We start from the raw sequence: 24,745 nt of genomic DNA on the forward strand, positions 1-24,745 counted from the left end.
TTGAAACAGACCCGACGCGACCGGACAGGCACGCTGCCCGGCTGGCTCGCCGTTACTCGGCAGCGGCAGTCGCGTCGCCGCCTTCACTCTCGGTGACCTCGACGAACTCGTCGGGACGGCCTTCCTTCGCACGTGCGCAAGCGTCAGCGATCGCCTTGACGTAGATCTGGATGGCGCGGATGGAGTCATCGTTGCCCGGGATCACATAGTCGACGCCGTCCGGATCGGAGTTGGTGTCTACCACACCGATGACCGGGATTCCCAGCTTGTTCGCTTCGTTGATGGCGATGCGCTCGTGATCGACATCGATGACGAACAGGGCATCGGGCAGGCCGCCCATTTCCTTGATACCGCCGATGGAGCGCTCGAGCTTGTCCTGCTCGCGGGTCGCCATCAGGACCTCTTTCTTGGTCAGCTTCTCGAAGGTGCCATCCTCGCGCATGGTCTCGAGGTCGCGCAGGCGCTTGATCGACTGACGAATGGTCTTGTAGTTCGTCAGCATGCCGCCGAGCCAGCGGTGGTTGACGAACGGATGGCCGACGCGGTTGGCCTCTTCCTTGATGATCTTGCTGGCGCTGCGCTTGGTTCCAACGAACAGGATCTTGTTGTTGGACGCTGCCATCTTCTCGACCACGTCGATCACCTCATTGAGGGCCGGCAGAGTGTGCTCGAGGTTGATGATGTGGATCTTGTTACGGGCGCCGAAGATGAACTTGCTCATCTTCGGGTTCCAGTAACGGGTCTGGTGACCGAAGTGAGCGCCTGCCTTCAGCAGATCGCGCATATTGACGTGTGCCATGATGACTCCTGAAAATCGGGTTAGGCCTCCACGCACCCCATGGATCCGACTACCGAGGCGGCGCCGCGGCAGCACCCGGGACCATGTGCCGGTGCGTGTGTGTTTTTCAAGGCTATATTGTCGAAACGCGGTATGCGCCTCGTTGTCACGCTCTCACTGCTGTCGACGCTCAGCCGAGCCACGGCCTTGAGCGAGGGTCGACGATTGCAGGATAGCGCGCGGCTTTATACCATAGTTCGCCGACGAGATGAAGTCGCCCGCCGCGTACACCCGCTATTTGCCGGGCGCGACAACCCCTCAGAACCGAGACCCCATGAACATTCCCATCAAGACGCCCGACGAGATCGAGATGATGCGCGAGGCCGGCCGTCAGGCCGCCAGCGTGCTGGAGATGATCGCACCGCATGTGAAGGCCGGAGTCACCACCGGCGAGCTGGACCGCCTGTGCCACGATTACATCGTCAACGAGCTGGGTTCCACCCCGGCACCGCTCAACTACCACGGTTTTCCCAAGTCGATCTGCACCTCGATCAATCATGTGGTTTGCCATGGCATCCCGGATGGCGACAAGAAGCTGAAGAAGGGCGACATCATGAACATCGATGTCACCGTGAAGACCGCCGACGGCTACCACGGCGACTCCAGCGTGATGTTCATCATCGGCGAGAGCATCCAGGGCGAGCGCCTGTGCCGCGTCACCCAGGAGTGCCTCTACCACAGCATCGCCCTGGTCCGCCCCGGCGTACGCCTCTCCGCGCTGGCCCGCGCCATTCAGCAGCACGCCGAGGCCAACGGCTACTCGGTGGTACGCGACTTCTGCGGCCATGGCATCGGCGCCACCTTCCATGAAGACCCCCAGGTGCTGCATTATGACGGCTATGCGCCCGAGGCCGACGCCGTGCTGGAAGCCGGCATGTGCTTCACCATCGAACCGATGATCAATGTCGGCGGGCACCAGACCAAGGTGCTGCGCGATGGCTGGACCGCCGTGACCCGGGACAAGAGCCTGTCCGCCCAGTGGGAGCACACGCTGCTGGTCACCGAAACCGGCGTCGAGGTACTCACTGCCCGCGGCGAAGAAGATCTCGCCTTCCTCGACCACTGAGTCGCTCGCCCATGCTCCTGCACCACTATCGTTATGCGCCGGATGAGTCGCTATTCGACGCCGAGGCATTTCGCAGTGAACTGACCGGCAACCGGTCGCCCATCGCCCCTTTCAAAGCGGCCCTCGGCGACATCCAGGCTCGGCTGGACAAGCGCTTCCACGCCGGCGCCGACATCCGCGACCTGGTGCATGGCCGTGCCTGGTGTCTCGACCGCCTTCTCGCCATCGCCTGGTCCCTGCAGCCATGGCTGGATGATGGCGTGGCGCTGCTCGCCGTGGGCGGCTACGGCCGAGGCGAGCTGCACCCGCACTCCGATGTCGACCTGATGCTACTGCTCGAGCACGATGACGACCTGCCCTATCGGGAGCCGCTGACCGCCTTCATCACCTTCCTGTGGGACATCGGCCTGGAGATCGGCCACAGCGTGCGCTCGCTCTCCGACTGTGAGCGCGAGGCTGCCGGCGATATCACGGTGATCACCAACCTGTTGGAGTCACGCACCCTGGCCGGCCCGGAGCGGCTTCGCGACGCGATGAAAGCCCGCATCTCCGCCGACCGCATGTGGCCCGCCGACCAGTTCTTCGAGGCCAAGTGGCAGGAGCAGATTACCCGCCACCACCGATTCAACAACTCTGAATATCACCTGGAGCCCAACATCAAGAGTTCGCCGGGCGGGCTGCGGGACATTCAGATGATTGGCTGGGTGGCCAAGCGCCACTTCGGCAGCCAGCGCTACGAGGATCTGGTGGCCAACGGCTTCATGAATGACGCAGAGCTGCGCATTCTGAGCCAGGGCCAGGCCTTCCTGTGGCAGGTGCGATACGCGCTGCACATGCTGACCGATCGCGCCGAGGACCGTCTGCAGTTCGATCATCAGCGCACCATCGCCGAGCTGTTCGGCTTCCGCGATACCCCCGAGCGGCTGGCCGTCGAGCAGTTCATGAAACGCTATTACCGCCACGTCACAGCGCTGGCGGGCCTTAACGACATGCTGCTGCAGCATTTCGACGAGGCGATCCTGCGCAGCGGCGAGCGCCTGGAACCGGTACCCCTCAACGAGCGTTTCGAGATAGCAGGCGGGTATATTCAGGCCCGCAGCCGGGCGGTCTTCCGTGAACACCCCTCGGCACTTCTCGAGCTCTTCCTGCTGATGGCGGAACACCCCGAGATCGAGGGGGTACGCGCCGACACCATTCGCTTGATCCGCGACCACCGTCATCAGATCGACGACCTCTACCGCGACGACCCCCACCACCAACATCTGTTCATGTCGCTGCTCGGCTCCGGCGGCAACGTGGCGCGGCAGCTGAGGCGCATGAATCGCTACGGCGTCCTGGGCAAGTACCTGCCGGAGTTCGGCCAGGCCGTGGGGCTGATGCAGCACGACCTGTTTCACATCTATACCGTCGATGCGCATACCCTGCGCCTGCTGAAGTTCATTCAGCGCTTTCGCGAACCCGATGCCCACGACGAATTCCCCGTGGCGGCCGCCCTGGTCCATCAACTGCCAAAGCTCGAACTGCTGTGGATCGCCGGGTTATATCATGACATCGGCAAGGGCCGCGGCGGCGACCACTCCATTCTCGGCGCCCGCGACGTGGAGCGCTTCGCCGAGCGCCATGGCCTGAGCAGCCGCGACACACGGCTGGTCAGCTGGCTGGTGGAAAATCACCTGGTAATGTCGATGGTGGCCCAGAAACGCGACATCACCGACCCCGACGTGATCCGCGAGTTCGCCTCCCGCGTCGGCGACGAAATCCGCCTGGACTACCTCTACGTGCTGACGGTAGCCGATATCAACGCCACCAATCCGACGCTATGGAATGGCTGGCGCGCCTCGCTGCTGCGCCAGCTCCACGCCGAGACCAAGCGTGCCCTGCGCCGCGGCCTGGACAATCCCCTGGATCGCGAGGACTGGGTAAGCGAGACCCGGGGCGAGGCACGCTCACTGCTGGCCACGGTGGGGGCAGAGCTGCCGCGGGTAGACCGCCTCTGGGAGTCCCTCGGCGAGGACTATTTCCTCCAGTACGCGCCCAGCGAGATCGCCTGGCAGACCATGGGCATTCTTGCCCACGGCGACTCACAGCTGCCGCTGATCCTGATCAGCGCCCCTACCGATGACATGTCCGACGGCGGGACCAAGGTGTTCATTCACACCCGATCGGTGGACGACCTGTTCGCCGCCACCGCCGCCGCCATGGAACAGCTGGGGCTCTCCATCCACGACGCCCGCATCGCCACTTCGAGCAATGACTGGACGCTCAACACCTTCATCGTTCTCGACAGCCGAGGCGAGTCGATACGTGATGCCGAGCGCATCGAGGCAATCCGCCGCCACCTGGTGGAGGAGCTGGACGATCCGGAAGACTATCCCCAGATCGTTACCCGCCACACGCCGCGCCAGCTGCGTCACTTTCATGTCGCCACAAAAGTGCGGATCGAACAGGACCCAGCCAATGACCGCACGCTGCTGGAGCTCACCGCTCCGGACCGCCCAGGCCTGCTGGCCCGGGTGGGGCGTATCTTCATGGAGCAGGACATCGCCCTTTCGGCGGCCAAGATCGCCACCCTGGGGGAGCGGGTTGAAGATGTTTTCTTCATCACCGACAAGGGTGGGATGCCACTGACCGACCCCGAGCGTCAGCAGCGCCTGCGTGAGCGCCTGATTGAGGTGCTGGACGTTTCCGGCTAGCAGCCTGGCGGACTTAACACGGATCTGCTGCGGCTCGCGGGTTTGAGGCAAGCCGGGGCCTTCCCTATAATCGGCGTTCTGCCCGCACGCCCGTAGCGCCGTGCCCTGCATGACAACGCAAATACGACGCCGGCCCACGGCGCCCTGGACACCGATGAATCCCGATCTCGACGCTCTAAAGCCCTACCCCTTCGAGCGGCTTGCCAAGCTCAAGGCTGGCGTGACGCCCCCAACGGGCCTCACCCACATCCCGCTGACTATCGGCGAGCCGCAGCATGCCCCCTTCGCCGGGGCATTGAAGACCCTCTACGAACACCAGCTCGATTTCGCCCGCTACCCGGCCACGGCCGGCGTTGCCGAACTGCGCGGTGCCATCGCCGGCTGGGCGAGCCGGCGCTTCGGCCTCGAGGGGCTCGATCCCGAGCACCAGGTGCTGCCGGTCAACGGCACCCGGGAGGCGATCTTCGCCTTTGTCCAGGCCGCGCTGGATCGCTCGCGCCCGGCCCGAGTCGCGGTACCCAATCCCTTCTACCAGATCTACGAGGGCGCCACCCTGCTTGCCGGTGGCCGGCCGCTCTACCTGGACTGTCGGGCCGTGAACGGCTTTCGCCCCAACTTCGACGCCGTGCCCGCCGAGACCTGGCGCGAGGTACAGATCGTCTTCCTCTGTTCGCCGGGTAACCCCACCGGCGCGGTGACGCCGCTGGATGATTTCAAGACACTCATTGCCCTGGCAGATCAGCACGACTTCATCATCGCCTCGGACGAGTGCTACTCGGAGCTCTACCTGGACGAGAGCGCGCCGCCACCGGGGCTGCTCGAGGCCTGCGCCGCCCTGGGACGACACGACTACCGCCGCTGCCTGGTGTTCCACTCGCTATCAAAGCGCTCCAACCTGCCGGGGCTGCGCTCCGGCTTCGTCGCCGGCGACGCCGAGCTGATCGCCCCTTTCAAGCGCTACCGAACCTACCATGGCTGCGCCATGTCACTGCCGCTGCAGCACGCCTCGATCACCGCATGGAACGACGAAACCCATGTGCGTGCCAACCGAGACGCCTATCGCGGAAAGTTCGCCGCCGTCACCGAGATACTCGCACCGGTCATGGAATTCCCGGTCCCCGAGGCGAGTTTCTACCTCTGGCCCGCGGTGCCGGGGGGCGACGACGAGGCCTTTACCCGAGCGCTGTTCGCCGAGGCGCATGTCAGCGTGCTGCCAGGTTCCTATATGGGTCGCCCAGCTACTCGCGATGGGATGGGCTGCGAAGAGGCCGATGGCGACAACCCCGGCGCGGGACGCATACGCCTGGCCCTGGTGGCTGAAATCGAGCCAACAGTAGAAGCGGCGCAACGCATTCGCCGCTTCATTGAAAGGAGGGCATGATGTTTACCCTTTTCGTGATCAAGAACTGCGATACCTGCCGCAAGGCGCGCAAGGCCCTAGATGAGAAGGGCCTACCCTATCAGGTTCACGACCTGCGCGAGGATGGCCTGTCGGCGGCATTGCTCGAACATATCCTCGCGCGTGTACCGGTGATGGAAGCGCTCAATCGGCGCAGCACCACCTGGCGCAACCTTCCCGAAGAGGAAAAGAAGGAGGTCGACGCCAACAAGGCCCGCTCGCTGATTATGACCAATCCCACCCTGCTCAAGCGCCCGATGCTCGATACCGGTGACTCTATCATCGTCGGCTATCACGACGGCGACTATGACGCCCTGAAGGGCTGACGACTCCCCCTTACCTTCCACGAGGACACCCCATGCTGAGCTTTGCTTTCGGAATCGGCACCCAGAACACCCAGGGCGATTGGCTAGAAGTCTACTATCCCGCCCCCCTGCTCAATCCTGACAAAAGCCTGATCGACGCCGTCGGCAAGGTACTCGACGTCCCCGCCGGCAACGCCACGGTCAGCTTCCTGCCCGAGCACTGCACCGCGCTGGGAGAGGCCCTCAAGGCCGCCGGCCATACCGCCCAGGCAGAGCTGGTCGACGCCTTTGCCGCCAGCCAGCGGCCGCTGGTCGCCATGTTCCTGGAGAGCGACCTGCCGCCACAGAGCGCACCCGAGGTCTATCTCAAGCTGCATCTGCTGTCGCATCGCCTGGCCAAGCCTCACCAGCTCGATCTGACCGGCATGTTCGGCCTGCTGCGCAACATCGCCTGGAGCAGCGAAGGCCCCATCGACATCGAGGAGCTGCCCGCCCGTCGCCTCAAGGCCCGGCTTGAGGGGCGATCACTCTCGGTGGACTGTGTCGACAAGTTTCCCAAGATGACCGACTACGTGGTGCCCAGCGGCGTGCGTATCGCCGACACGGCCCGGGTCAGACTGGGTGCCTATCTGGGTGAAGGCACCACCGTGATGCACGAGGGCTTCGTCAACTTCAATGCCGGTACCGAGGGCCCAGGCATGATCGAGGGTCGCATTTCCGCCGGCGTCACGGTCGGCAAGGGGTCCGATCTGGGCGGCGGCTGCTCCACCATGGGAACCCTCTCCGGCGGTGGCAACATCGTCATCAAGGTGGGCGAGGGCTGCCTGATCGGCGCCAATGCGGGGATTGGTATTCCGCTCGGCGACCGCTGCACCGTCGAGGCTGGGCTCTACATCACTGCCGGTGCCAAGGTCACCCTGCTCGACGACCAGAACCAGGAGGTCAAGACCGTGGCCGCCCGCGACCTTGCCGGACATGATGACCTGCTGCTGCGCCGAAATTCGCAGAACGGTCGCATCGAGTGCCTGACCAACAAGAGTGCCATAGCACTCAACGAGGCGCTGCATGCCCACAACTGAGTCCCTCTCTCCGACACTGGCGCTGGCCATCGAGCTGATGCGTCGCCCGTCGGTGACCCCCGACGACCTTGGCTGCCAGGCGCTGATGATCGAGCGGCTCGAGCGTATCGGCTTCCATATCGAGCGGTTGCCGTTCGGTGACGTGGAGAATTTCTGGGCGACACGTGGCCATCACGGCCCGGTGCTGGCCTTCGCCGGCCATACCGACGTCGTACCCAGCGGCCCACATGTACACTGGGAATATCCCCCCTTCGAGCCCTGCATCGATGACCAGGGGATGCTTCGAGGGCGGGGGGCCGCCGACATGAAAGGCAGCCTGGCGGCGATGATCACCGCTGTCGAGCGGTTCGTCGCGGCCCATCCCGACCACCACGGCAAGATCGGCTTCCTGATCACCTCCGATGAAGAGGGACCTGCGGTGGATGGCACCCGCGCCGTGGTCGAGCACCTGCGCGAGGCCAACGAACGGCTCGACTATTGCGTGGTGGGCGAACCCTCCTCGACGGATTTTCTCGGCGATGTGATCAAGAACGGCCGGCGCGGCTCGCTGGGCGGCGTGCTGCATGTCAAAGGGAAACAGGGCCACGTGGCCTATCCGCACCTGGCGCGAAATCCCATTCACCAGGCCATGCCGGCACTGGACGCACTCGTCCGCGAGCACTGGGATGCGGGGAACGACTTCTTTCCCGCCACCAGTTTCCAGATTTCCAATATCCGCGCGGGCACCGGCGCCACCAATGTGATACCCGGAGACGTGGAAGTGGTCTTCAACTTCCGCTTCTCCACTGAAGTGACCCATGAGCAGTTGCGTGAACGCACCGCTGCCATACTTGGCGACTTTGGCATCGAGTACCATATTGACTGGACGCTCAATGGCGAGCCCTTCCTGACGCCGGAGGGGGAGCTGGTAGACGCCGCCGTGCATGGCGTCGAGGCAGTACTCGGCCGCACGCCAAGGCTCTCGACCTCCGGCGGCACATCGGACGGACGCTTCATCGCCACCCTGGGCAGCCAGGTAGTGGAACTGGGGCCGCAAAACGCCACCATTCACCAGGCCAACGAGCAGGTCCGAGCCGCCGACCTGGACGATCTGAGCCGGATCTACGAAGCGATCCTGGCCAAGCTCTTCGTCAACGGCACCGCCAAGCCCTGAGGGTTCGCATGACTGACTACCCGGATATCGAGATCTACCTGGCCAAGGCTCCACTGGAAGCACTGAATGCCTGGCTCGGCGAGCGCCTCGACTGCGCTCCACTGAGCGCAGCAGGGCGCAGGAGGTGGCAGACCCGTGGCCGCCATGACGGACATTGCGTGCCGGTATTGCTGGTGGAGAACGCCGCCGACGGCTACGCCAGCCTGTGGTTCGATAGTGCCCATACGCCCTGGCCGCGCGACTGCGATTGCGCCGGGGAAGCCGCCGCCCGCCTCGGCTGCGAGGTGCGCTGCTCACTGGGCAGCTGGCAGCCCGGCGACGACCCCGACCGCTTCTGGCGCGTGCTACCCGACGGCAGCGAAGCGGTCATCGAATGGCCCGATCCCGGCCAGTGACCATCGGGTAGGGGCCGGGGTCACCCCCGGCGCCCTCCCACACCACCGGGCATACGGTTCCGTACCACGGCGGTTCATGAAGAACGGGTAAGCCTTCTTACCGTATCGAGTACCGAGATCAGGCCTAACTGATCGAACCACTTCCGCGGCAGGGCCTGATTCATGTGCGAGGCTCCCGCATTCCACCAGGCCCCTCGTCCATTCCCCGCTGATTTCCAGGCACGGTAGGTGTCCAGGCCCAGCGCCCTCAGCTTGCGGCGCCGAGTCGCTGGACGCTTCCATTGCCGCCAGATTACACAGCGCAGTCGGCGGCGCATCCATTGATCCAGCGCTTCCAGCGGGCGCTTCACGTCGACGAGGGCGAAGTAGCTGGCCCAGCCCCGCAGGACCGGGGTCAGCTCGTCGATCGCTCGCCGTATGTGGCGCCCTCTTCCGCGCCTGAGGATCTCACGGACGCGCTGCATCAGACGTTGCAGGCTGGCCTTGGCCAGCGTCAGTCGTGGCAGCTTGTGTCGGGTCAGCGTGTAGCCCAGATACCCCCGGTGCCACGGCCGGTCCACCGCGCTCTTGGCACGATTGACCTTAAGCCTGAGCGAGCTCTCGAGAAAATCACTCAGGCTGGCCATGACCCGCTCGCCCGCCCGTCGACTGCGTACGTAGATCTGCATGTCGTCGGCGTAGCGGCAGAAGCGGTGGCCCCGGCGTTCCAGTTCCTTGTCCACGTCATCCAGCAGGATATTCGCCAGCAGCGGACTCAGTGGCCCGCCCTGGGGCGTGCCCTGCCGGCGTGGCGCAGTCAGGCCGTGCTGGAACATCCCCGCTTCCAGGTAGCGACGGATCAGGCGCAACATTCGCTTGTCGCGAACGCGACGCGCGACCCGCGCCATCAGCAGGTCATGGTTCACCCGGTCGAAGAAGGCTTCCAGGTCGAGGTCGACCACCCAGCGGTGGCCGGCGCCAACATGGGCCTTCATGGCCGAGACAGCCTGCTGGGCGCTGCGTTTCGGGCGGTAGCCGTAGCTCGATTCGGAAAAGCCCGGATCGAAGATCGGCGTCAGTACCTGAAGCAGCGCCTGCTGGATCAGCCGGTCAGTGACCGTGGGGATGCCGAGCTGCCGCGTCCCGCCCTTGGGCTTGGGGATCTCGACAGCTCGGGTTGGGCTGGGGTGGTACTCACCGGCCAACAGCCGCTCGCGCAGCGTCGGCCAGTGCTGTTTCAGGTGATCCGCCAGCTGATGCACCGTCATGCCATCGGCACCCGGCGCGCCCTTGTTGGCGACCACCTTACGGTAAGCCCGCGCCATGTTGGCTTTGTCTATCACGGCCTCCATGAGCGGGGCGGGCTCCGCTTTCGTCCACGATGACGACGCCGGGACCGTCTCGACGCCCACCGGCCGGGACGCGGGGTACTGCCCCTGCCCCTCTGGGTGAGTGACGGTATTAGCGTCAGGCTCTGTCTTCATGATCGATCCTCGAGACGTCATCGCCTACTCGCGGTTCTTCATGTTCGGCCCTTGGTGCCGCGGTGAACCGGCACTTACTATGGCCTCTGCTGACGTCTGGTGGCCCATCCCGTCGCCTCTCGGCGCCGGTAGCACCGTGGCAGACCACCAGACCTCCCAGGGTAAGACGCGCGACCTTCCCGCTTATGCCTGTCGGATATACGTCATGGCGTTCCGTGCAAGTATCGGGCTTTGATGAGTTTGGCCATCTCACCCCGCCATGCCGCCTCGTATCCGCTTCCTGTTCGTCAGGCCAGCGTTTTGCCTCGGGCTGCCTTGAGATTCCCCTTCGCAGGAGACACCCTTGCCGTCGGCTAGCACTTCCCCTTGCCGGGCGTGCAGGGGACTTTCACCCCCGAGTCATCCCGAGGCACCACCCTCGGGAACAGCGCCAGTCAGGCGCTGCGCGCCATGCCTGGCGCACCAAACGACATCGCCCCGCAGAAGCGGGGCGATGCCTTGAAAGACTTGAAACCAGCGGTGTCTACAAGCTCGAAGCTGCCGAGCGATGGCCAGGCTAGGCGGAAGCGCGGCGAGAGAGCGGAGTTTACTTTAGTAAATGAGCATCTCGCGTCGCGCTTCCAACAACGCCTGGGCGAGCGCAGGCGCTTCGATTCAAGTAATCACGGTGACGTCGTCGGCCTGCAACCCCCTCTCATTCTCGATCACGTAGTAACGTACCTTCTGTCCCTCGGCCAGGGTCCGGTGCCCGCGGCCGCGGATGGCGCGGAAATGGACGAAGACGTCCTCCCCGCTGTCACGCTTGATGAAGCCATACCCCTTGTTGACATTGAACCATTTGACCTCGCCGATCTCGCGATCGTCGTTCTCGACATCGGCGATGGCGGCAAGCTGCGGGCTCACGTCATGCACGAAAAGCGTGGCAGCCAGCAGCAGCAGGAAAACGGCTGCCAAGGTGGCAAGATAAACCACTGTGACGCCGCCGACTTCCAGGGTGGCAAAAAGCTGGCGCGACGTATCGCCGCCGGTGAAGTAGATGAACAGGGCAATCAGCAGCGGCGCCGGAGCGGCCAGCAGCAGACTGACGAGAGTGCAACGAAACATAACCTTGCGATTCATGGATCCGTAATGCTCACTTGTTGTGGTGAAATGTTATTGGTGAAATCTTGTTGGTGAAACGACAGGTTCTCAGACGACGATACGACATATGGCCACATCGCCGGACGAAGGTGTCACGATGAACAGAGACACGCAGCGCAACGATTCTAGCATGAGCCCCGATGAGACGTCCGCCTGGCTGTTATCGCGCCTGGAGGCACTGGAAAGCCGCATCGCTCACCAGGAGCACTGGCTGGATACGCTGGATGAAGCCGTGGCGGCCCAGGAGAAGCGCCTGATGCAGTTGGAAAGGATCAACAGCGTGATGCAGCAGAAGCTGCGCGACCAGCAGCAGGCGCTTCAGGAGGTCGATATGGCGGCACCGTCCCCACAGGACGAGGTGCCGCCGCATTACTAGCGCCGCGAAAAAGAAAAAGAGTAGCGTCGACACCCTGCAAGCGGCGCCGGGGAAAGGCCGAAGAGGAGGTCTTTTTCCAAGGATGGAAAAAGTAGCGCCCAGGGAAGGGTTTACAGCGCCTCCTCAAAGGCCTTTCGCCGGACAAGCCGCGGACTGATACCACAAAGCCTATCCTTGGCTCTTTTTTACGGCAACACGTATTCACCTCGTGTCGTTACAGTTCGTCCAGATAACGCTCCGCATCCAGTGCCGCCATGCAACCGGTACCGGCAGAGGTGACCGCCTGCCGGTAGACGTGATCCATCACGTCCCCGGCGGCAAACACGCCCGGCACGCTGGTGGCCGTGGCGTTGCCCGCCAGGCCCGACTGCACCTTGATGTAGCCGCCGGCCATGTCCAGCTGTCCCTCGAAGATGCCCGTATTGGGGCTATGGCCGATGGCAATGAACAGGCCCGGCGCGGCGATCTCCTTGGTGCTGCCGTCCTGGGTGGACTTGATCCGCACCCCGGTGACGCCGGTATTGTCACCCAGCACCTCCTCCAGCACGTGATTCCACTCGAGTACCACGTTGCCGTTCTCGGCCTTCTCGCGCAGCTTGTCCTGCAGGATCTTCTCGGCGCGCAGGGTGTCGCGGCGATGCACCAGGGTCACCTTGGAAGCGATATTGGACAGATAGAGCGCCTCCTCCACGGCGGTGTTGCCACCACCCACCACCACGACCTCCTGATTGCGATAGAAGAAGCCGTCGCAGGTGGCGCAGGCCGAGACCCCCTGCCCCATGAACTTCTGCTCGGACTCCAGCCCCAGGTAGCGGGCGCTGGCACCGGTGGCGATGATCAGCGCGTCACAGGTATAGGCGCCGTTGTCACCCTTGAGGGTAAAGGGGCGCTCGCGCAGCTCGACCTCATGGATGTGATCGAACAGCACCTCGGTATCGAAACGCTCGGCGTGGCGCTTCATGCGTTCCATGAGCTCGGGGCCCTGTACCCCGGCGTCGTCGCCGGGCCAGTTGTCGACGTCGGTAGTGGTCGTCAACTGGCCGCCGGCCTGGATCCCGGTGATCAGCACCGGCTTGAGGTTGGCACGGGCCGCATAGACCGCAGCGGTATAGCCGGCCGGGCCGGATCCGAGAATGATCAGGCGTTCGTGACGCGCTTCGCTCATGGAGAACCTCGTGACTCGCTGGATAGATGAGTATCGGTTGCCGGCCCTGTTCTTGCGGCATGGCAACCGCCAGCGCCGGACCCCCGAAAGCAAAGAGAGCCATTGTAGCAGCCCAACCCCCCGGGCGGCGCATCCCGCACCGACCCGCTAAAGGACCTCGTCGTCACGCCCCACCAGGACGTCCTCCAGTTCCCCATCGTAGGGTGAGACGATAATGCGCAGTTGGATGGGTGCGCAGCAGTAGGGGCAGTCCTCCCAGGTCTCGTGACTCCCCTGAGAAGCATCCACCAGCAGCTCGAAGGGCATGTTGCAGTAGGGGCAGTGTATCGGCCGCGTATCGAGGCGCTCTTCATTCATAACCAGGTCTCCCTGAGCGCCAGCTCCTCCTTCCGGCGGAACGTCGGCGCCACACAACGAACTTTCGTTCAGCATAGAAAGCCTGGGCAGCGCTTGAAAGGGGAGCCTATGATGACCATGTTCTAAACACGAGTTCGAAGAAAAGGACCGTTCACTACCGTGACAGGAGGCTTACATGAGCCGTGACGAGATACCGGACACCCGGCAGACGCTGGACGCGAACGGCACCACCTATCATTACTACAGCCTGCCGAAGGCAGCCGAGGCGCTGGGCAACATCGACCGCCTGCCGATGACACTGAAGATCCTGCTGGAGAACCAGCTGCGTTTCTCTGACGCCGACAGTGTCTCCCGCGAGGACCTCCAGGCACTGGTCGATTGGCAGCAGCAGGGCAGCTCCGACCGCGAGATCGGCTATCGTCCGGCACGGGTGCTCATGCAGGACTTCACTGGCGTGCCCGGGGTCGTGGACCTGGCCTCCATGCGGGCGGCGGTGGAAGCGCTCGGCGAAGATCCCGCCCGCATCAATCCGCTGTCGCCGGTGGACCTGGTCATCGATCACTCGGTCATGGTCGACAAGTTCGGCAACCCCAGCGCGTTCAAGGACAACGTCGCCATCGAGATGGAGCGCAACCGCGAGCGCTATGAATTCCTGCGCTGGGGCCAGGACGCCTTCGATAACTTTCGCGTCGTGCCGCCCGGTACCGGTATCTGCCACCAGGTCAACCTGGAATACCTGGGCAAGACGGTGTGGACCAAGGAGGAAGACGGCAAGATCTTTGCCTACCCCGATACCCTGGTGGGCACCGACTCCCACACCACCATGATCAATGGCCTGGGCGTGCTCGGCTGGGGCGTCGGCGGCATCGAAGCCGAAGCAGCCATGCTTGGGCAGCCGGTGTCGATGCTGATTCCCGAGGTGGTCGGCTTCAAGCTCACCGGAAAGCTCAAGGAGGGCATCACCGCCACCGACCTGGTGCTGACCGTCACCCAGATGCTGCGCAACCGTGGCGTGGTGGGCAAGTTCGTCGAATTCTATGGCGACGGCCTGGCCGACCTGCCGCTGGCCGACCGTGCCACCATCGCCAACATGGCACCGGAATACGGGGCCACCTGCGGCTTCTTCCCGGTGGACGAGGAGACCCTCAGCTACCTGCGACTGACCGGCCGCGACGACGATGTGATCGCACTGGTCGAGGCCTACTGCAAGATGCAGGGCCTCTGGCGCGAACCCGGCCACGAGCCGATCTTCAGTGACACCCTGCATCTGGACATGAGCGAGGTCGAAGCCAGCCTGGCCGGCCCCAAGCGTCCTCAGGACCGGGTCGCGCTCAAGGACATGAAAGCCACCTTCGAGAAACTGATGGAGGAGGGGGACCAGGGCAAGCAGCCCCACAGCGAAGAGAAGGGCAAGCTCTTCTCCGAGGGCGGCCAGACTGCCGTGGGCGTCCACGACAGCTACGAGCACCACGACAGCCAGCATGTCGAGTACGACGGCGAATCCTTCAAGCTCAATCCCGGCGCCGTGGTGATTGCCGCCATCACCTCCTGCACCAATACCTCGAACCCCAGTGTGATGATGGCCGCCGGCCTGCTGGCCCGTAACGCATTGGCCCGCGGGCTCAAGACCAAGCCCTGGGTTAAGACCTCCCTGGCGCCCGGCTCCAAGGTGGTCACCGAGTACCTGGAGGCCGGCGGGGTCAGCGATGACCTCGATGCGTTGGGCTTCAACCTGGTCGGCTACGGCTGCACCACCTGCATTGGCAACTCCGGCCCGCTGCCGCCGCCCATCGAGAAGGCGGTCGAGGATGGCGACATTACCGTGGCCTCGGTGCTCTCGGGCAACCGCAACTTCGAGGGCCGCATCCACCCGCTGGTCAAGACCAACTGGCTCGCCTCCCCACCGCTGGTAGTGGCCTACGCCCTGGCCGGTAACGTCCGCCTCGACCTCTCCAGCGAGCCGCTGGGCGAGGACAAGGACGGCAAGCCGGTCTACCTGAAGGACATCTGGCCGTCACAGGCTGACATCGCCAACGCCGTCGAGCAGGTCAAGACCTCGATGTTTCGCAGTGAATATGCCGAGGTGTTCGAGGGCGACGCGACCTGGAAGGCGCTCAAGGTGCCCCAGAGCAAGGTCTACCAGTGGTCGGAGGGCTCCACCTATATCCAGCACCCGCCCTTCTTCGAGGGCATGGGGCGCCACCCCGACCCCATCGAGGACGTCAAGGACGCCAACATCCTGGCTATCCTGGGCGATTCGGTGACCACCGACCACATCTCGCCGGCCGGTTCGATCAAGCCGGACAGCCCGGCGGGGCGCTACCTGCAGGAGCGGGGAATCAAGCCGGTGGACTTCAACTCCTACGGCTCACGTCGCGGCAACCATGAGGTGATGATGCGAGGCACTTTCGCCAACGTGCGCATCCAGAACGAGATGCTCGACGGCGTGGTCGGCGGCGAGACCCGCCATGTGCCGACGGGCGAACAGATGGCCATCTACGATGCGGCCATGAAGTACCAGGAGAAAGAAACACCGTTGGTAGTGGTGGCCGGCAAGGAGTACGGCACTGGCTCCTCCCGTGACTGGGCGGCCAAGGGCACCCGGCTGCTCGGCGTGCGTGCGGTGATTGCCGAGTCCTACGAACGCATCCACCGCTCCAACCTGATCGGCATGGGGGTGGTGCCACTGCAGTTCCCGGAAGGCGAGGACCGCAAGACCCTGGGGCTGACCGGCGATGAAACGATCTCCATCGAAGGCCTGGACGCCCTCACCCCGGGAGGCAAGGTGAAGGTCACGGTGAATGGTGACAAGGGCGAGAAGAAACTCGAGGCCCTGTGCCGTATCGACACCGCCAACGAGCTGGAGTACTACCGTCACGGCGGCATCCTGCACTACGTGCTGAGGAAAATGATCGGGACGGCCTGAATCACATCCCTGGAGAGACCTGACCTCGCCGGTTTCCGCCGAGGTCAGGTCAGAGTACAAGGACGCCCTTCTCGAGCTTTCTACCGCTTGCCTGAAGAGCCGGGCGGGGCGAGCCCAGGGACCAACGCACGTCGACACAATGCGGGTATCTCCCCGGCAGAGACAGGTCGGGCAATGAGGAACCCTTGGGCAAAACGGCACCCTTGATCAATCAGGCATGCCAGCTGCTGCTCATCCTCAACCCCTTCTGCCACCGTCTCGAGACCGAATGCATCAGCCATGCGGATAATCGACCGGGCAAGTGCCAGCTCCTTTTCTCCCTCGGGCAGACGCTCGATGAAGGATCGATCGATCTTCAAGCCGCTGATGGGAAGGCGGCATAGATAGGAAAGCGACGAATATCCGGTGCCGAAGTCATCGATACTCAGATGGATCTTCGCTTGTGTCAGTAATGCCAGATTGCGTGCCAGCAGCGGACTATCCGACACCAGGGAGTGTTCCGTGATTTCAAGCCAGAGTAGCCCGGCATCGATATCTTGGGCATCCAGCATGGCCAGCAGGTCTCTGGCAAAATCCGGATGCTGCAGCTCCGCTGCGGCCACGTTGATGGCAACCGGTATCCGGCACTGGCCCAATTGCTGCCATTGCCGAATCTGTTCACAGGCTGCCTGCTGGACCCAGCCTCCCAGCAGTTGGATCAAGCCACTCTGCTCGGCAATGGGAATGAAGCGGTCCGGACCGACCCTGCCCAGCTCCGCATCTTCCCAGCGACAAAGCGCTTCCACAGCAGCAACCTGGCCGGTCCACAGGTCGATGATGGGCTGGAAGGCCAGCTCCAGGCCACGATCCTCAATAACGGTCTGAAGTCGTGACTCGATCTTCAACCGTTCCGAGATATCCAGCGCCTCCTGATGGGTAAAGAAGCAGATGCCCGGCGTTTCTCCACTTGCCGTGAAACGAATCGCCGCCGATGCCCGCTCGATCAGCCCCGCCGGCGTCGTACCATGCTGGGGAAAGACACTGGCACCGATCTTGACCTGCAGGTAGTGCTGGCGCCCGCCAGCCAGAAAGGGACGGCTCAGCCTTTCTCGAGCGTGACTGGCCTTGGCGTCGATGTAGCGATCATCACCCTTGTGGGGCGAGAAACAGATGATGAATTCATCCGCCTGAAGGCGCGCAAGCGTACCGCCCGGTGGGCACAGGGCCTGAAGGCGTTCACCAAACTGGCAGAGCAGGTCGTCGCCGACCTCGCTTCCAAAGCTCTGATTGATCAAGCGCAGCCCTGAAATATTGAACAGCAGCACACCGATGGAGCGTTCCTCGCTGTCGGCCCACTCGATCAACTGACTCAGGCGGTCCTGCAGCAGGCGGCGATTGGCCAGGCCCGTGAGAGGGTCGTAGTAGGCTGAAAACTGAATCGAGGCGCGTAAATTTTCCAGATCATGGCGGTGGGCGATTTCACTTTCGAGTAGATCACCAAATTCCCTCAGTCGGCGACACTGCGCTTCGTCGAACGAACGTGGCTTGCGGTCCAGCACGCAGAGAGTCCCCAGCGGCTGTCCGGTAGGACCATGGACCACGGCGCCGGCATAGAAGCGGATACACGCATCGCCCGTTACCAGAGGATTATCAGCGAATCGTCGATCTTCATGGGTATCGGGTACCACCATGACACTCGGGGTATTGATCGCGTGGGCACAGAACGATATGTCCCGACTGGTTTCACGCATATTCAGCCCACAGCAGGACTTGAACCATTGGCGATCACGATCGACCAGGGTAATCAGTACGATGGGGAAGTCGAAGATATCCGCGACCAGATTGGTATAGCGGTCAAATCGCAGGTCGGAGGTATTGTCGAGAAGCTTGAGGCTGTGCAGCTCCTCCAGCCGCACTGCCTCGTCGGACGGTATATCGGGTGCCATGTAGGCGGTAGTGCTGTCCCCTTCGTCTGTTTCTGCCACCTTACCCCCCTGCCGGCCTTCCTTGGATAATCGCCAGCCTTTCTTTGCAGCCTAGAACAGCTGGCGTCCGATTGCCGGCCAACGCGCTGCATTGAATCAACGCTACGCGCGGCGCGTCGACTGGCATGAGACCAGGAAAGGCCACGCCGAACCTCGGCGTGGCGCAGCGCTGTCAAGTTCCGCTCAGAAAGAACGGCGGCGGTAACGCCTGTATTCCGGCGCCCAGCTGCTGCGCTCGATGGCCTGACGCAGCTTGATGCCGTCGGTCTTGAGCGCGACACCTTCACCCTGGGCCTGGGCGGCGACGTCAAAGGCGATGGCCTTGGAGAGTTCGCGGATCTGCGAAAGCGCCGGCAGCAGGGCACCCTCCCCGTCCTTGACCAGCGGTGCTTCCCGTGCCAATGCACGTGAGGCGGCCATCAGCATGGCATCGGTGACGCGCCTGGCCCCGCTGGCCACGACCCCAAGGCCGATGCCGGGAAAGATATAGGCGTTGTTGCACTGGGCGATGGGGTAGGTCTTGCCATCGTAGACCACCGGCTGGAAAGGGCTCCCGGTGGCTACCAGCGCCTGGCCGTCGGTCCAGTTCAGGACATCCCAGGGTGTCGCTTCGGCGCGGGAGGTTGGGTTGGAGAGCGGCATGATCAGTGGCCGTTCACAGCCGGCATGCATGGCACGCACGACCTCCTCGGTAAAGATGCCCTTCTGGCCGCAGACACCGATCATGACGGTGGGTTTCACCTGCCGAGCCACTTCGGCCAGCGCCTGCCCATCCCAGCCCTCGGTCATGGCGGGGTCGTGTGCCAGCCGGCGTTGGAAATCGCGCAGCCAGGCCTGGTCACTGGTGACCAGGCCTTCCCGGTCCACCATGAACACGCGCCCTCTAGCTTCTCGCTCGGAGAGGCCTTCCGTCTGCATTGCCACCACGACCTGTTCGGCAATGCCGCAGCCCGCCGACCCGGCGCCAACGAAGACGACACGCTGATCCGCCATGGTCTCCCCCCGCGCCTGGCAGGCAGCCATGAGGGTGCCGACGCATACCGATGCCGTGCCCTGAACGTCGTCGTTGAAGCAGCACAGCTCATGACGATAGCGTTCCAGCAACGGGACAGCGTTGGCCTGGGCGAAATCCTCGAACTGCAGCAGAACGTTGGGCCAGCGACGCTTCACCGCATCGATGAACGAATCGACGAAGGCGTCGTACTCCTCCTGGGAGATTCGCGGGTGCCGCCAGCCCATGTACATGGGATCGTCCAGCAGCGCCTGATTGTTGGTGCCCACATCGAGCATTATCGGCAGCGTATAGGCGGGACTGATGCCACCACAGGCGGTATGGAGCGCCAGCTTTCCGATGGGAATCCCCATGCCGCCGATGCCCTGGTCACCGAGGCCGAGAATTCGCTCGCCATCTGTCACGACGATGACCTTGACCCTGTCTTTGGTAGCACTGCGCAAGATGTCGTCCATTCGCTCCCGGTCCGGGTAGGCAATGAAGAGGCCCCGGTGGTTACGATAGATATTGGAGAACTCTTCACAAGCCTGTCCCACCGTAGGGGTATAGATGATTGGCAGCATCTCCTCGAGATGCTCGGAGACCAGTCGGTAGTAAAGCGTCTCGTTGTCGTCCTGAATGGCCCTCAGGTGAATATGGCGATCCAGGTCGCTGTGACATTGACGGTACTGCAGATAGGCTCGCTCGGCCTGCTCTTCGATGGACTCCACGTTCTGCGGCAGAAGGCCGATCAGGTTGAACTCCAGCCGCTCTTCCTGGTTGAAAGCACTGCCCTTGTTGAGTAGCGGCATCTCGAGCAGCGAAGGGCCGGAATAGGGAATATAGAGTGGGCGTCTTTGTTCGGTGGTCATCTGTGATCTCGATGCGTTGACTGGAATCCGGGCTACGGGCGCTCTAACGGCGCCTTGCCACCAACTTTATCATGCTCCGCCCCGTGCGGGGCCGGCTCAACTACCCTTTACCCGTGGCGGCTGGCTCGGCCCACCGGAAAAGAAGAGGGGGCGCAGCCTGACACCCACCATGTTGCCGGCGAAGCCCGCCACCAGCCACACCAACCGTGCAGGCTACCCGAGGCAATGCCGCTGAAATAGGCGCCGATATTGCAGCCGAAGGCCAAGCGAGCCCCGTAGCCAAGCATCAACCCGCCGATCACTGCGGCAGCCAATGATTTCAGTGGAATACGAAAGCTGGGGGCGAAGCGCCCGGCCAGGGTGGCCGCCATCATGGCGCCGAGGATGATGCCCACGTTCATGACCGTGGTGATGTCGCTCCATACGCTGGCGCGAAGCGCCGCGGCATTACCGGGTGCCTGCCAGTAGCCCCAACCACTGACGTCGCCGCCCAGCAGCTCATAACCCTTGGCACCCCACAGTGCAAAGGCCGAGGTAATACCCCAGGGCCGCCCGGCCAAGGCCAGCGTGGCGAAATTGAGCAGCGCCAGCGCTACGGCCCCGGCCAGCAGCGGCCAGGGACCCACGAGCCAGCGCTGGTTGAGAACATTGACCCTCGGCGCCTCTTCGAGCTGGCCATGACGGCGCTTCTCCATGATGACGGTGACCAAGGCGATAGCCGCAAACAGGGCCAGACTGACCAGAATCCCGCCGCCGGTGCCTAATTCATTCACCAGGGAAGTCGGCTGGAATGCCGGCAGCACCATCCACCAGCTGAAATGGGCGCTGCCGATCACCGAGCCGACTATGAAGAACAGCAGGGTGATCATCATGCGGGCATTGCCGCCGCCGGCGGTGAACAGGGTGCCCGAGGCGCAGCCGCCACCCAGCTGCATACCGATGCCGAACAGGAAGGCACCCACCACCACCGAAACGCCGATGGGCGCGACGAATCCTGTCACTTCGCGACCGAACAGGGTGCCGGCATCCAGCGCAGGAAAGAACAGCAGCACGGCAATGGCCAGCATCACCATCTGGGCACGCAGGCCACGGCCACGGCGCTCGCTGATAAAGACCCGCCAGGCGGCCGTGAAGCCGAAGGCGGCATGGTAGAGCGCCACGCCCAGGGCGGCCCCCACCACCATCAGCACACCCATTCTTGCCTCGAAGGCGATACCGATCGCCAGCGCACCCGTCAGTAGCAGCACAGCCAGCACCTGGGAGGCGACCAGCGGCCTGCCCGTCTCCAGCGTCGTGTTCATTAGCTGACTCCCTCGATTGATGCAGCCGAATGGCTCAGGCAACGATACCTATTCGCGAATACTGCGACTCGTTAAGCCTAGCCGCTCGGAATGCGCGGGAACAGTGCGACGGATAAGTGCAGCCTGAAAGCGCGAGGACGCCCCGTAGGGCGCCCTCATGGTGATGCGGTTGGCCTGGGCCGTCAGACGAAGCGGCCAAGCCCCGCGGCATGACGCAGACGATCCATGAACGGCGCGGCCTCGACGCGCGCCCGCTCTGCACCCTTGAGCAGCACCTGCTCGATATGCCCCGGATCCTCCATCAGCGCCAGATAACGCTCCCGGGGCTCACGCAACTGCTCGTTGAGCATCTCGAACAGCCGGTTCTTGGCCTCGCCCCAGCCGATACCAGCCTGGTACTCCGCGCGCATGGCCGCCGTCTCTTCGACACTGGCGAAGGCCGAGTAGATCTGGAACAGGGTGCAGGTGTCCGGATCCTTGGGCTCACCCGGCTCCAGCGAATTGGTCTTGATCTTGCGCACCAGCTTGAGCAGCTTCTTCTCGGCGACGAAGAGCGGAATGGTGTTGTTGTAGCTCTTGGACATCTTGCGTCCGTCAAGTCCGTTCAGCGTGGCGACGTTGTCGTCCACCACTGCCTCGGGCTGGGTGAAGAAGTCGCCCTTGTAGAGATGGTTGAAACGCCCGGCGATATCGCGGGCCATCTCGATGTGCTGGATCTGATCGCGGCCCACCGGCACCTTGTGGGCGTTGAACATCAGGATGTCTGCGGCCATCAGGACCGGATAGCCGAACAGCCCCATGGTGATGCCCTTGTCCGGATCCTGGTTGCCGGCCGCCTCGTTTTCGGCCACCGCCGCCTTGTAGGCATGGGCACGGTTCATCAGCCCCTTGGCGCAGACGCAGGAGAGCATCCAGGTCAGTTCGGGAATCTCGGGCACGTCGGACTGACGATAGAAGATGGCGTTGTCGGTATCCAGGCCCAGCGCCAGCCAGGTGGCGGCAATTTCCAGGCGCGACTCCTGCACCCGCTGGGGATCCTGGCACTTGATCAGCGCATGCAGGTCGGCGAGGAAGTAGTAGGACTGGACGGTGGGATCCTGGCTCGCGGCGATGGCGGGCTTGATCGCCCCGACATAGTTGCCCAGGTGGGGGGTACCGGTGGTGGTGATGCCGGTGAGAACGCGTGTCTTCTGGGATGCTGCACTCATGAAAGGCGGACTCTGCTAGCGGAAATGCCCGCTATGGTAACGCGAGGAGGCGGACAAGGCGACTGGCCAGGATAGCGGGGCGCCGGGGGCAGGTTGCCAATGAGGTCATTTGCCAGGGAAGGCAAATGTAGCGTCCAGGGAAGGATTTACAGCGCCTCATTGGCAACCTTTGCCGCCGGAACAGCCCCGCTGGCTGCGGCTCAGCTGTAAACAGCCAGTTGGGCTTGTTGCCCCACAAGAGCAAGAGGCCTTCCATGGCACCGGACCTCCACTACGGCCTATCCCCGGCGCCGCTCACCAAGGTTGGAATGTCTAGGTACTAAGCGCTTAGCTCACTAGCCGCGTGGGGTCGACGCTCTCCAGCCCAAAGGCCTCGGCCACGGCACGGTAGGTGACCTGGCCGTCGTGGACGTTGAGCCCCGGCAGGAAGTGCGCATCGTTGGCAAGCGCCTGCTGCCAGCCCTTGTCGGCCAGGGCGATGACGAAGGGCATGGTGGCGTTGGTCAGTGCCAGCGTGGATGTCTGGGCCACCGCCCCCGGCATGTTGGCCACGCAGTAGTGGACGATGCCATCGACGATATAGGTCGGATCGGCGTGGGTCGTCGCACGGCTGGTCTCGAAGCAGCCGCCCTGGTCGATGGCGACATCCACCAGCACGCTGCCGGGCTTCATGTCGGCGAGCATTGCACGAGTGATCAGCTTGGGGGCGGCGGCACCGGGAATCAGAACGGCCCCCACGATCAAATCGCTTTCCCGCACCACCTGGTCCAGCGCATCAGCAGTGGAGAATACGGTTTTCATGCGCCCCTGGTAACGGTCGTCAAGGACTTCCAGGCGTTCAATGGACTTGTCGAGTACCGTGACCTCGGCGCCCAGCCCCAGTGCCATGCGCGCCGCGTTCTCGCCCACCACCCCGCCACCGATTACCGCCACCTTCCCGGGAGCAACGCCGGGCACGCCGGGTAGCAGCACGCCGGCACCGCCCTGGGCCTTCTCCAGGCAGTGCGCCCCGGCCTGAACCGCCATACGCCCAGCCACGGTACTCATCGGCGCCAGCAGCGGCAGGCCACCCTGGCGGTCGGTGATGGTCTCGTAGGCAATGCAGGTAGCGCCGCTCGCCATCAAGCCCCGCGTCAGCATCTCCTCGGCAGCCAGGTGCAGGTAGGTGAACAGCGTCTGGCCAGCTGCCAGACGCGCCACCTCCTCCGCCTGGGGCTCCTTGACCTTGAGGATCAGCTCCGCGTCACGCCAGAGGGTGTCCACCTTTGCCTCGAGGCTGGCGCCCGCCGCCTCGTAGCTGGCATCGGGAAAGCCGGCGCCTTCGCCAGCGCCGGACTGAACGGCAACCGAATGGCCACGGGCCACCAGCTCCCGCGCCCCAGACGGGGTCAGCGCGACGCGATATTCATGGTTCTTGATTTCCTTCGGCACGGCAATCTTCATGGAAACTCCTGAGGCATGGACAGCATTATTGTTGCTATAGGCTTTTATTACAGCACAGTCAGTCCATACACGAAGTATCCACGAATCAATACGATAAAAATTCGCAAACCTCAGAATTTGTGCAGAAAATCATCTCATCAGAAAAGCATTTATCAGGAAATCAACGAAGACTTACTCGGCCACGAGCGCATCGCCATAGGTCGCCGCATACTCGGCCGGCAGCCGCCGTGGACGGCCAGTGGAGAGTTCAATGCAGGCAAAGCGTGTCCGTGCCCGCAGCAGGGTACGGCCGTCGGCCGGGCGTATCAGCTGAAAGCGGCGAGTCAGGGTCAGGCGGCCGTCGCAACCGACGATCCAGGTCGCCAGTTTCAGGCGCTCACCCTCGAAGGCCGGTGCCAGGTAATCGAGTTCGTGACGATGCACGGCCATGGCCCGGTCCAGCGCCCGGTAGCGATCCAGATCGAGGCCCAGGCATTCCGAATGCGCCCAGCTGACCCGCTCGACCCAGCGCAGGTAGGCGGTATTATTGGCGTGGGCATACTCATCGATATCGGTGGCATCGACCTCGATATCGATCACGAACGGGGTAGGCAGATCCCAATCCAGGCTCA

Annotated in this window: 19 protein-coding genes and 1 pseudogene; 9 read left to right on the forward strand and 11 right to left on the reverse strand. The window is 63.4% G+C overall.

The features are described from left to right. Nucleotides 1-52: 52 nt before the first annotated feature. On the reverse strand, nt 53-799 hold the full coding sequence (rpsB, locus tag LOKO_RS14660) for a 30S ribosomal protein S2 (protein WP_066450987.1): 747 nt from the start codon (nt 797-799) through the stop codon (nt 53-55). 313 nt (nt 800-1,112) lie between these two features. Here rpsB and map point away from each other — a divergent pair, with 313 nt between their 5' ends. The 7 genes from map (at nt 1,113) to LOKO_RS14695 (ending at nt 8,928) form a co-directional block, all read left to right on the forward strand. Next, nucleotides 1,113-1,904, forward strand: a complete 792-nt coding sequence (map, locus tag LOKO_RS14665) for a type I methionyl aminopeptidase (RefSeq protein ID WP_066450989.1) — start codon at nt 1,113-1,115, stop codon at nt 1,902-1,904. Nucleotides 1,905-1,915: 11 nt separating this feature from the next. Beyond that, a complete protein-coding gene (locus LOKO_RS14670; protein ID WP_066450991.1) occupies nt 1,916-4,597 on the forward strand; it encodes a [protein-PII] uridylyltransferase in 2,682 nt (893 codons plus the stop codon). Between the two features lie 154 nt (nt 4,598-4,751). Beyond that, the gene (gene dapC, locus LOKO_RS14675) at nt 4,752-5,978 is read left to right on the forward strand and encodes a succinyldiaminopimelate transaminase (RefSeq protein ID WP_066450993.1); all 1,227 of its coding nucleotides are present in this window, start codon (nt 4,752-4,754) and stop codon (nt 5,976-5,978) included. Beyond that, a complete protein-coding gene (locus tag LOKO_RS14680; protein WP_066450995.1) occupies nt 5,978-6,322 on the forward strand; it encodes a Spx/MgsR family RNA polymerase-binding regulatory protein in 345 nt (114 codons plus the stop codon). Before dapC ends, LOKO_RS14680 begins: the two co-directional genes overlap by 1 nt. Nucleotides 6,323-6,354: 32 nt before the next feature. Next, nucleotides 6,355-7,380, forward strand: coding sequence for a 2,3,4,5-tetrahydropyridine-2,6-dicarboxylate N-succinyltransferase (gene dapD / locus LOKO_RS14685; RefSeq protein WP_066450997.1), 1,026 nt, complete (start codon nt 6,355-6,357; stop codon nt 7,378-7,380). Next, nucleotides 7,367-8,533, forward strand: a complete 1,167-nt coding sequence (dapE, locus tag LOKO_RS14690) for a succinyl-diaminopimelate desuccinylase (protein WP_066451004.1) — start codon at nt 7,367-7,369, stop codon at nt 8,531-8,533. Before dapD ends, dapE begins: the two co-directional genes overlap by 14 nt. A gap of 8 nt (nt 8,534-8,541) precedes the next feature. Continuing rightward, nucleotides 8,542-8,928 (forward strand): hypothetical protein, encoded by a 387-nt coding sequence (locus LOKO_RS14695; RefSeq protein ID WP_066451005.1) that lies wholly within the window; start codon nt 8,542-8,544, stop codon nt 8,926-8,928. 74 nt (nt 8,929-9,002) lie between these two features. On the opposite strand, the gene ltrA is transcribed toward LOKO_RS14695, so the two are convergent. Continuing rightward, nucleotides 9,003-10,391 (reverse strand): group II intron reverse transcriptase/maturase, encoded by a 1,389-nt coding sequence (gene ltrA, locus LOKO_RS14700; RefSeq protein ID WP_083517606.1) that lies wholly within the window; start codon nt 10,389-10,391, stop codon nt 9,003-9,005. 654 nt (nt 10,392-11,045) lie between these two features. Next, nucleotides 11,046-11,510, reverse strand: a complete 465-nt coding sequence (locus LOKO_RS20455) for a cold-shock protein (protein ID WP_066451010.1) — start codon at nt 11,508-11,510, stop codon at nt 11,046-11,048. 118 nt (nt 11,511-11,628) lie between these two features. Here LOKO_RS20455 and LOKO_RS14715 point away from each other — a divergent pair, with 118 nt between their 5' ends. Continuing rightward, the gene (locus LOKO_RS14715) at nt 11,629-11,907 is read left to right on the forward strand and encodes a SlyX family protein (RefSeq protein WP_201025331.1); all 279 of its coding nucleotides are present in this window, start codon (nt 11,629-11,631) and stop codon (nt 11,905-11,907) included. Between the two features lie 214 nt (nt 11,908-12,121). On the opposite strand, the gene trxB is transcribed toward LOKO_RS14715, so the two are convergent. Together trxB and LOKO_RS14725 are read right to left on the reverse strand one after the other, a co-directional pair. Then, nucleotides 12,122-13,072, reverse strand: coding sequence for a thioredoxin-disulfide reductase (gene trxB, locus LOKO_RS14720; RefSeq protein WP_066451015.1), 951 nt, complete (start codon nt 13,070-13,072; stop codon nt 12,122-12,124). Between the two features lie 147 nt (nt 13,073-13,219). Next, on the reverse strand, nt 13,220-13,429 hold the full coding sequence (locus LOKO_RS14725) for a CPXCG motif-containing cysteine-rich protein (protein WP_066451018.1): 210 nt from the start codon (nt 13,427-13,429) through the stop codon (nt 13,220-13,222). A 175-nt stretch (nt 13,430-13,604) separates the two neighbouring features. Here LOKO_RS14725 and acnA point away from each other — a divergent pair, with 175 nt between their 5' ends. Continuing rightward, nucleotides 13,605-16,355 (forward strand): aconitate hydratase AcnA, encoded by a 2,751-nt coding sequence (acnA, locus tag LOKO_RS14730; RefSeq protein WP_066451021.1) that lies wholly within the window; start codon nt 13,605-13,607, stop codon nt 16,353-16,355. Nucleotides 16,356-16,435: 80 nt separating this feature from the next. On the opposite strand, the gene LOKO_RS14735 is transcribed toward acnA, so the two are convergent. The 6 genes and pseudogenes from LOKO_RS14735 to LOKO_RS14760 all read right to left on the reverse strand — a co-directional run bounded on the left by LOKO_RS14735 (nt 16,436) and on the right by LOKO_RS14760 (nt 24,740). After that, the gene (locus LOKO_RS14735; protein WP_066451023.1) at nt 16,436-18,319 is read right to left on the reverse strand and encodes a sensor domain-containing phosphodiesterase; all 1,884 of its coding nucleotides are present in this window, start codon (nt 18,317-18,319) and stop codon (nt 16,436-16,438) included. A 183-nt stretch (nt 18,320-18,502) separates the two neighbouring features. After that, nucleotides 18,503-20,182, reverse strand: a complete 1,680-nt coding sequence (locus LOKO_RS14740) for an NAD-dependent malic enzyme (protein ID WP_066451026.1) — start codon at nt 20,180-20,182, stop codon at nt 18,503-18,505. A 96-nt stretch (nt 20,183-20,278) separates the two neighbouring features. After that, nucleotides 20,279-21,483 (reverse strand): annotated as a pseudogene (locus LOKO_RS14745) (YeeE/YedE family protein). Between the two features lie 182 nt (nt 21,484-21,665). After that, the gene (locus LOKO_RS14750; protein ID WP_066451028.1) at nt 21,666-22,691 is read right to left on the reverse strand and encodes a tryptophan--tRNA ligase; all 1,026 of its coding nucleotides are present in this window, start codon (nt 22,689-22,691) and stop codon (nt 21,666-21,668) included. Nucleotides 22,692-23,018: 327 nt separating this feature from the next. Continuing rightward, complete coding sequence (gene ald, locus LOKO_RS14755; protein WP_066451031.1) at nt 23,019-24,134, reverse strand: alanine dehydrogenase; 1,116 nt, start codon at nt 24,132-24,134, stop codon at nt 23,019-23,021. A 171-nt stretch (nt 24,135-24,305) separates the two neighbouring features. Further along, nucleotides 24,306-24,740 (reverse strand): acyl-CoA thioesterase, encoded by a 435-nt coding sequence (locus tag LOKO_RS14760; protein ID WP_066452383.1) that lies wholly within the window; start codon nt 24,738-24,740, stop codon nt 24,306-24,308. Between the last annotated feature and the right edge of the window lie 5 nt (nt 24,741-24,745).

Source organism: Halomonas chromatireducens (assembly GCF_001545155.1).
In the GTDB taxonomy this organism is placed as follows: domain Bacteria; phylum Pseudomonadota; class Gammaproteobacteria; order Pseudomonadales; family Halomonadaceae; genus Halomonas; species Halomonas chromatireducens.

Excerpts from the sequence above, each read along its gene's own strand:
- rpsB (WP_066450987.1), bottom strand. The coding sequence starts at position 799 with ATGGCACACGTCAATATGCGCGATCTGCTGAAGGCAGGCGCTCACTTC.
- map (WP_066450989.1), top strand. The coding sequence starts at position 1,113 with ATGAACATTCCCATCAAGACGCCCGACGAGATCGAGATGATGCGCGAG.
- LOKO_RS14670 (WP_066450991.1), top strand. The coding sequence starts at position 1,916 with ATGCTCCTGCACCACTATCGTTATGCGCCGGATGAGTCGCTATTCGAC.
- dapC (WP_066450993.1), top strand. The coding sequence starts at position 4,752 with ATGAATCCCGATCTCGACGCTCTAAAGCCCTACCCCTTCGAGCGGCTT.
- LOKO_RS14680 (WP_066450995.1), top strand. The coding sequence starts at position 5,978 with ATGTTTACCCTTTTCGTGATCAAGAACTGCGATACCTGCCGCAAGGCG.
- dapD (WP_066450997.1), top strand. The coding sequence starts at position 6,355 with ATGCTGAGCTTTGCTTTCGGAATCGGCACCCAGAACACCCAGGGCGAT.
- dapE (WP_066451004.1), top strand. The coding sequence starts at position 7,367 with ATGCCCACAACTGAGTCCCTCTCTCCGACACTGGCGCTGGCCATCGAG.
- LOKO_RS14695 (WP_066451005.1), top strand. The coding sequence starts at position 8,542 with ATGACTGACTACCCGGATATCGAGATCTACCTGGCCAAGGCTCCACTG.
- ltrA (WP_083517606.1), bottom strand. The coding sequence starts at position 10,391 with ATGAAGACAGAGCCTGACGCTAATACCGTCACTCACCCAGAGGGGCAG.
- LOKO_RS20455 (WP_066451010.1), bottom strand. The coding sequence starts at position 11,510 with ATGAATCGCAAGGTTATGTTTCGTTGCACTCTCGTCAGTCTGCTGCTG.
- LOKO_RS14715 (WP_201025331.1), top strand. The coding sequence starts at position 11,629 with ATGAACAGAGACACGCAGCGCAACGATTCTAGCATGAGCCCCGATGAG.
- trxB (WP_066451015.1), bottom strand. The coding sequence starts at position 13,072 with ATGAGCGAAGCGCGTCACGAACGCCTGATCATTCTCGGATCCGGCCCG.
- LOKO_RS14725 (WP_066451018.1), bottom strand. The coding sequence starts at position 13,429 with ATGAATGAAGAGCGCCTCGATACGCGGCCGATACACTGCCCCTACTGC.
- acnA (WP_066451021.1), top strand. The coding sequence starts at position 13,605 with ATGAGCCGTGACGAGATACCGGACACCCGGCAGACGCTGGACGCGAAC.
- LOKO_RS14740 (WP_066451026.1), bottom strand. The coding sequence starts at position 20,182 with ATGACCACCGAACAAAGACGCCCACTCTATATTCCCTATTCCGGCCCT.
- LOKO_RS14750 (WP_066451028.1), bottom strand. The coding sequence starts at position 22,691 with ATGAGTGCAGCATCCCAGAAGACACGCGTTCTCACCGGCATCACCACC.
- ald (WP_066451031.1), bottom strand. The coding sequence starts at position 24,134 with ATGAAGATTGCCGTGCCGAAGGAAATCAAGAACCATGAATATCGCGTC.